The organism is Tepidiforma sp. (genome assembly GCF_034432735.1).
Taxonomy (GTDB): Bacteria; Chloroflexota; Dehalococcoidia; order Tepidiformales; family Tepidiformaceae; genus Tepidiforma.
The window spans coordinates 22,018-28,430 of record NZ_DAOUBJ010000042.1 but is presented as its reverse complement, the minus strand read 5'-3'; the positions used below and the strand labels follow the sequence as shown (position 1 = coordinate 28,430).

Annotated in this window: 10 protein-coding genes; 7 read left to right on the top strand and 3 right to left on the bottom strand. The window is 67.9% G+C overall.

All coding sequences use genetic code 11. The annotated features are described in order from the left end of the window. The coding region (locus VAE53_RS04480; protein ID WP_322818170.1) for a CDGSH iron-sulfur domain-containing protein at positions 1 to 243 on the top strand (243 nt) is incomplete at its 5' end. Positions 244 to 373: 130 nt separating this feature from the next. Here the strand turns inward: VAE53_RS04480 and VAE53_RS04475 are convergent. Then, a complete protein-coding gene (locus tag VAE53_RS04475; RefSeq protein WP_322818169.1) occupies positions 374 to 1,195 on the bottom strand; it encodes an aldo/keto reductase in 822 nt (273 codons plus the stop codon). A gap of 107 nt (positions 1,196 to 1,302) precedes the next feature. On the opposite strand from VAE53_RS04475, the gene VAE53_RS04470 reads away from it, so the two are divergent. Further along, the gene (locus VAE53_RS04470) at positions 1,303 to 2,160 is read left to right on the top strand and encodes a MaoC/PaaZ C-terminal domain-containing protein (protein WP_322818168.1); all 858 of its coding nucleotides are present in this window, start codon (positions 1,303 to 1,305) and stop codon (positions 2,158 to 2,160) included. Between the two features lie 81 nt (positions 2,161 to 2,241). Here the strand turns inward: VAE53_RS04470 and VAE53_RS04465 are convergent, their stop codons facing one another. Then, positions 2,242 to 3,027, bottom strand: coding sequence for a TIGR00730 family Rossman fold protein (locus tag VAE53_RS04465; RefSeq protein WP_322818167.1), 786 nt, complete (start codon positions 3,025 to 3,027; stop codon positions 2,242 to 2,244). A 105-nt stretch (positions 3,028 to 3,132) separates the two neighbouring features. Between VAE53_RS04465 and VAE53_RS04460 the strand changes: the two genes are divergently transcribed. The 4 genes from VAE53_RS04460 (at position 3,133) to VAE53_RS04445 (ending at position 4,551) form a co-directional block, all read left to right on the top strand. Continuing rightward, positions 3,133 to 3,321, top strand: coding sequence for a hypothetical protein (locus VAE53_RS04460; RefSeq protein ID WP_322818166.1), 189 nt, complete (start codon positions 3,133 to 3,135; stop codon positions 3,319 to 3,321). 93 nt (positions 3,322 to 3,414) lie between these two features. Then, on the top strand, positions 3,415 to 3,693 hold the full coding sequence (locus VAE53_RS04455; protein WP_322818165.1) for a hypothetical protein: 279 nt from the start codon (positions 3,415 to 3,417) through the stop codon (positions 3,691 to 3,693). Beyond that, positions 3,690 to 4,040 carry a hypothetical protein gene (locus VAE53_RS04450; RefSeq protein WP_322818164.1) on the top strand — a complete coding sequence of 117 codons (351 nt, stop codon included), beginning with the start codon at positions 3,690 to 3,692 and terminating at the stop codon, positions 4,038 to 4,040. The genes VAE53_RS04455 and VAE53_RS04450 overlap by 4 nt, the downstream gene beginning before the upstream one ends. Positions 4,041 to 4,059: 19 nt before the next feature. Next, positions 4,060 to 4,551 (top strand): histidine phosphatase family protein, encoded by a 492-nt coding sequence (locus VAE53_RS04445; protein WP_322818163.1) that lies wholly within the window; start codon positions 4,060 to 4,062, stop codon positions 4,549 to 4,551. Here the strand turns inward: VAE53_RS04445 and VAE53_RS04440 are convergent. After that, positions 4,548 to 6,056, bottom strand: a complete 1,509-nt coding sequence (locus VAE53_RS04440; protein WP_322818162.1) for a Ppx/GppA phosphatase family protein — start codon at positions 6,054 to 6,056, stop codon at positions 4,548 to 4,550. The two genes, VAE53_RS04445 and VAE53_RS04440, sit on opposite strands and share 4 nt — an antisense overlap. A 95-nt stretch (positions 6,057 to 6,151) precedes the next feature. On the opposite strand from VAE53_RS04440, the gene VAE53_RS04435 reads away from it, so the two are divergent. Further along, positions 6,152 to 6,412 carry a hypothetical protein gene (locus VAE53_RS04435; RefSeq protein WP_322818161.1) on the top strand — a complete coding sequence of 87 codons (261 nt, stop codon included), beginning with the start codon at positions 6,152 to 6,154 and terminating at the stop codon, positions 6,410 to 6,412. Position 6,413 lies beyond the last annotated feature (1 nt).

Below are 6,413 nucleotides of genomic sequence, written 5' to 3'. Positions count from 1 at the left end.
TATTCCACGGGAATGGAGGTTCTGCCTGGGATGTCCGAGGTGACGATTTCGATTCGGGACCACGGTCCGTATTTGGTGCGGGGGGAGGTGGTGATCGTGGATGCGGAGGGAAACCGGTTCGAGGTGGCGCAGAAGAACGATGTGGTGGCGCTCTGCCGCTGCGGACATTCGGCGACGAAGCCGTTCTGTGATGGGACGCACCGGCGGGAGGGATTCGAGTCGGCGCCACGGGCTGGGAGCTGAGGGCGGCGGCCCGGTGGCGCGACCACTCGGGGCGCATGGCGCATGGTCTACGGGGTGGCGGGTTCGGTGGCGTGGTGGGATGGGCGCGGTGGCAGTTGGGGGGGTGGCGCCGGGACGACGGGGCATCGGCCTATGTGTCGTAGAGCCGGGCGGCGATGGTTTCGAGCTCGCGCTGTTCGGGAGGGGACATGGGGATGAAGCGTTCGACGGCGGCGACGTTCTCGCGGACGCGGTCGGGGTAGCGCGCGCCAGGGATGGCGACGGAGACGGCCGGGTGGGAGAGGACGTAGCGGAGGAGGTTGGCGGGGGTGAGGATGCCGGCTTGACCGCGGGCGATGCGACCTCGGATGGCGCTGGTGCGGCCGGAGCCGCCAAGGGGGCGCATGACGATGACGGCGATGCCGCGCTCGGCGGCGAGGTCGAGGAGGGGGCGTGAGGCGGGATAGAAGGCGGAGTACTCGAGCATGATGGAGGTGAACGCGCGGGATTCGATGGCGAGGCGGGCGATGTGGAGGTCGTGGGTGGAGATGCCGATATAGCGGACGGCGCCGCGTTCGACGGCCGCCTGGAGGCCTTGGAGCGCTCCGCCGGGGGCGGTGACCTGGGCCCAAGCTTCCTGGGTGGAAACGTCGTGGAGCTGGTAGAGGTGGATGGTTTCGAGGCCGAGGACCTGGAGGGAGCGGTCGACGTCGTATTGGGCGCTGGCTGCGGTGCGGCGGAACGTTTTGCTGGCGAAGAAGGCGGTGGGGGCGCCGCGTTGGCGGATGATTTGGCCGAGGAGGTATTCGGAGCCCTCGTAGTCGCGGGCGGTATCGATGAGGCGGATGCCGAGGTCGAGGGCGGTGGCGACGGTCTCGAACGCGGCAGGTGAGTGGGGGGTATCCATGGCGCCGAGACCGAGCACGGGGAGTTGGAATCCTGCCGAGCCGAAGGGGCGGGTGGGGATGGGCATGGTGCCAGTGTAGCGAGGGGGCGGGACAGGAACTGGGCGAGCGTTGTACGCTGCCGGGTGGCCGAACGGGGTTCGGCCGGGACACCTGAGACAGCGAGGTCGTAGACGTGCCAATCGATCCTTCGAAGGCGCTCGGGGCGCCGATTTCGGGCGGTTCGTTCCGGTGGGACCGTGACCGGATCATCCTGTATCACTTGGGCATCGGCGCGGGGGACCCGCCGACGGACCCGAACGAGCTTTCGTATACGTACGAGAAGAACTTGAAGGTATTGCCGAGCTTTGGAGTGATTCCGGCGTTCGGTTCGCTCGGAGGGGTGGGGCAGGTTCCGGGTCTGCAGTTCAATCCGGCGTTGCTCCTGCACGGCGAGCAGGATTTGGAGATCCGGAAGCCGATTCCGGTAGAGGCCGAGGTGGAGACGAGCGGGAAGGTTGCGGGGATTTATGACAAAGGGAAGGCGGCTCTGGTGGTGTTGGAGACGGAAACGCGGCTGAAGGGGGACGCCGAGCCGCTGTTCGTGAACCGTTTCTCGCTGTTTTTGCGGGGCGAGGGGGGCTTTGGCGGGGAGAGCGGGCCGCCGGCGGGCAACGAGGCGCCGAATCGGGATCCGGACGGTACGGTTGAGTCGAAGACGTTGCCGCAACAGGCGCTGTTGTACCGGCTTTCGGGCGACAAGAATCCGCTTCATGCGGATCCGGATTTTGCGAGGTTGGGCGGCTTCGATCGGCCGATTTTGCACGGCCTCTGTTCGTTCGGTGTGGTGTGCAAGGCGGTGGTCGACCGTGCGCTGGGGGGCGATACGGCGCGTGTGGCGCGCTACCAGGCGCGATTCGCGGGCGTGGTCTTCCCGGGGGAGACGATCGTGACCTCGTTCTGGCGAGAGGGGGATACGATTCTGGTGGCGGCGCAAACGAAGGAGCGAGGGACGCCCGTTATCACGAACGCGGCGATCACGGTTCGCGGGTAGGGGACGGAGGAATTCGCTCGGCGGGCCGGGGGGTTCTACCGGCCCGCTGCTGTGGTTGGGGGTGGCGCGGGTGGATGCCGGCTATTCGAAGAGGATGCGACGGCGCTTGGGTGGGGCTTTTCGGTAGCGGAGGCCAAAGCGGCGGATGCCGACTTCGCGGACGAGGGCGGCGGCTTCTTCGGGGGAGTCGGTGAGGACGAGGCGGTCGAGGTCTTCGGGGTCGATGGTGCCCATGGCGACGAGGCGGTCGAGGAGGAAATCCATGAGCGGCTCGTAGTATTCGACGCCCATGAGGATGCAAGGGTAGTCGCGGATCTTTCTGGTTTGGATGAGGGTTGCGATTTCGAAGAGTTCGTCGAGGGTGCCGAATCCGCCGGGGAGGGCGATGAACGCGTAGGAGTATTTGGCGAGCATGACTTTCCGCACGAAGAAGTAACGGAATTCGACGAAGGTATCGAGGTAGGGGTTGGGCTTTTGTTCGTGGGGGAGCTCGATGTTGCAACCGACGGAGTAGCCGCCGACGTCTTTGGCGCCGCGATTGGCGGCTTCCATGAGGCCGGGCCCGCCGCCGGTCATGACGGTGAAGCCTTCGCGGGCGATGGCCTGGCCGACGCGGCGGCCGAGGTCGTAGTAGGGGTGGTCCTCGGTGAATCGGGCGGAGCCGAAGATGGTGACGCAGGGACCGACGAAGTGGAGTTTGCGGAATCCGCGGATGAATTCGCTGCTGATGCGGAGGACGCGGAGGAGTTCGGAGCTCCGGTCGGCGGGACCTTCGAGGAATTGGCGTTCTTCGGCTCCGTCAGGTGCCTTCCCCCATTCGGGGGCGCGGGCCGGGGGAACGGGGAGGGGGCGAGCGTCTTCGGGCATGGAGGAAGTCTATCGGGGCGGTCGGTTGTGGGCTGCGGGGAGAGGGTGTAGCGCTCCAGGGGTTTCCCTACGCAGGTTTTGGCGGCGGGTGTCGACGGTAATGATGTGGACGAACGACTGAGGGTACGGTTGCGCGAGCTCCACGCTATCCCCGGGACAGAGGGTTGGCTGTTGATCGCGGCGGGGAGCGAGCGCCCGGTGGGGGAGTTTCGTGAGATTGGCGCGCTCTTGGACGCGGCGATGGAGCGGGGCGGGCTGGTGCGGTTGGTGGTGCACGAGCGGAGGGCGAGCTAGGGTGCGAGAGGGGCGATTGAACGGGGTACGCTGGCCGGCGTATGCTGCCTGAGCCCGGCATTGGCCGGAAAATCGACAGCGCGGAGCTTTCTTATGGCTGACCTCAGGGCTACTCAGGAGCGGCATGCTCAGGACGTGGTTTCGGGAAACGTTGCCTCGTTGATGGGGGACTTCACGCCGAACGCGATGGCGAAGGTGATGGCGTTGGCTGCGAACCCGATCACGGCGACGCGGTTCGAGATCAAGGACCTGGGCAATAACGAGGTGGAGATTTCGTACATCGGGGAGAAGACGCGGGTGGTGTGGAGCAAGTGGGTGGAGAATGGGGGGAAGTGGCAGATCGACGATGTGAAGGAAGTGACGCCTTCGTGAGCGGCGACCCGGGAGAGGTGCGGGCGGCGGTCGAGCGGACGGCGCGGGCGGTGATGACGGGGAATCTGGCGCAGGTGATGGCGGACCTGGCGCCGGAGGCGATGGGGCAGCTGATGCAGCTCGCCTCCGGCGCGCAGGGGCTTTCTCCTTCGCAGCTGCCGGCGATCGATGGGTTCGAGGTGGAGGAGGACGCGGTTTCGGAGGCGGAGGCGCGCTTCCGGGTTCGCTTCCGCTCGAGCGCGGGGAACGTGGTGGTTGCGACGACGTGGCGGCCGATTCTGGGGCAGTGGAAGGTGGCCGAGATCGGGCTGGCGGGGTTCGAGCCAGCGGAGGGGCCGGCGAACTGAACCGGGAGGTGTGGCGGCGATGGATCTGTTGCTGGTGCGGCACGGGATTGCGGTGGAGCGGGGGTCGCTGGGGGACGATCGGCTGCGGCCGCTGACGCCGGAAGGGCGGGAGCGGATGGTGGAGGCTGCGCGGGGGCTCGCCCGGCTGGTGGCGCCTGAGGTGGTGCTGAGTTCGCCTTGGCTCCGGGCGGTGCAAACGGCGGAGGTTCTTCGGGAGGCGTACGGTCTGGGGCGGGTTCGGGTTTGCGATGCGTTGGCGAGTGCGGATTACGACGCGGTGGTGGAGGCGGCGAACGAGACGGAGGCTTCGCCGGTGGCGCTGGTGGGCCACGAGCCGTGGATGAGCGAGCTGTTGGCCTACTTGCTCTGTGGGGATCCGGCGGGGATGAGCGCGACGTTCAAGAAGGGCGGGGCGGCGCTCGTGCGAGCGGCGGGCGAGGTCCGTGCTGGGGGCTGCTGGCTGGAGTGGCTCATCCAGCCGGGGGCGCTGCGGCGCATCGGGCACGGCTAGGCGGGGAGAGGCCCGCGGACTTGGAGTGTGCAGCGGAGGGCGGTTTCGAATCTTCGCTGGCGGCGTTCGATCTCTTCGAGTTCGGCATCGATGGGGACGTTGGCGTGGAGGTGGAGGTGAAGGGTGTGGGTTTGGAGTGTGGCTTCGACGCGGAGGATGGGGGAGGGGGTGCGCCTGCGTATCGCTCGGGCGAGGCCGAGGAGGGCGGAGAGGATGGTGGCGCGGCGTTGGTCGTCGGTGGCGACGATGGTGCGATAGGGTGCGAGTTCGGGGGTGCCGGAATCGGCCCAGCGGACGAGGGCGGCGAGGAGGACGACTTCGCGGTGGGTGTATCCGTGGAGGTCGCCGCTGTGGACGAGGTATTCGGCGTGGCGGTCGCGGTTGTAGTAGTCGATGTGCATGCCGATGCCGGCGAGCCGGGCGGCGTCGAGGAGGAGGGCGCGTTCGGCGGTGCCGAGGTCGTGCAGCGGCGAGGTGGCGTCGAAGAGGAGGGCGGCGACTTGGACGGTGGGTTCTGCGGCGAGGATATCGACGCCGTTGGCGAGGGCGAGGCCGGTGAGGCTGGCTCGGCGGACGTCGGGGAGGAGGGGGCTTTCGGCGCGGATGGCCTGCCAGGCGAGTCCTTCGCGGAGGCCCTGGCCGGCGACGACGATGGAGGGGGCGTGGAGGATTTCCATGACTTCGTCGATGACGATGGCGGCGGCGTGGAGGAGGTCGGCGCGGTTGCTTCCGACGCCGGGGATGCGGCGACGGGCTTCGGTGGGGACGGCGGCGAGTTCGCGGGCGAGGCGACGTACTTCTTTTCGGGTGAGCTCGAGGCCGTGGAGGCGCCCGAGTGGGTAGCGGCGCCGGAGGCGAACGATGCGGGCGAGATTGCGGACGGCGCCACCGGTGGCGTAAAGCAGGGGCGGGAGGTGGCCGGGCGTGAGGGAACGGCGGACGGCTTTGCGGAGGTTGCGGATTTCGCGGGGCTGGGGTGGGTCGCTGGGGAGGTAGGTTTCGCGGCTGTAGATGGCTCCGAGGGGAACGGATTGGACCTGTCGGAGGGATCTGTCTTCGATGGTCATGAGTTCGAGGGAGCCGCCGCCGAGGTCGAGGAGGTAGCCATCGCTGAGGGCGGTGCTGTTGATGACGCCAAGGTAGCCGGCGTGGGCTTCTTCGTAGCCGCTGAGGATGTGGACGCGGAGCCCGGTCCTTTGGTGGGCGCGTTGGAGGAACTCGTCGGCGTTGGGAGCGCGGCGGAGGGCTTCGGTGCCGACGACGATGATTTTGGCCGGGGTATGTGACTCGGCGATCTGCTGCATGATGGCGAGTGCGCGGAGGCCACGTTCGATGCCCTCGGGGGTGAGCAGCCCGCCGACCTGCCCGGCGCCGAGGCGGGCGTCGTAGCGGGCTTCGTCGATGACCTCGAAGGCTTCGCGGCCCAGGGCGCGGGCGACGAGGAGGCGGACGGAGTTGGAGCCGACATCGATGACGGCGACGGTTTCGCGCGGCTGGACGGGCATGGAACGTGTCCAGCATGGGGGCGAGGGGGGCGTTGGGCAAGCGTGGCTGTTGTGGGATGTGGTAGACTGCATGCCAGCTCGTCGAGGAGGTGCCTGTGCGCCGCTCCTTCGCGATTCTCGTCGCGCTTTCGTTAACGTTCGCGTTGCTTCCGTTGGTGGGGGCGGTGACGGGTGGGGGTGGCGGCAGCACGGCGACGACGCTGGTGATCGAACCTGGGCAAGGGGCCGCGGTCTCGACGGAGGCGGTGGCCTGGGATGTGAACGAGTTCGGGGCTGGGGCGGATCCGCTGGCCTTCCGGGCGACGGACGGGCAGCAGTCGAGCGCTGGCGGATGCGTGGAGGTTCCGCCGAGCTGAT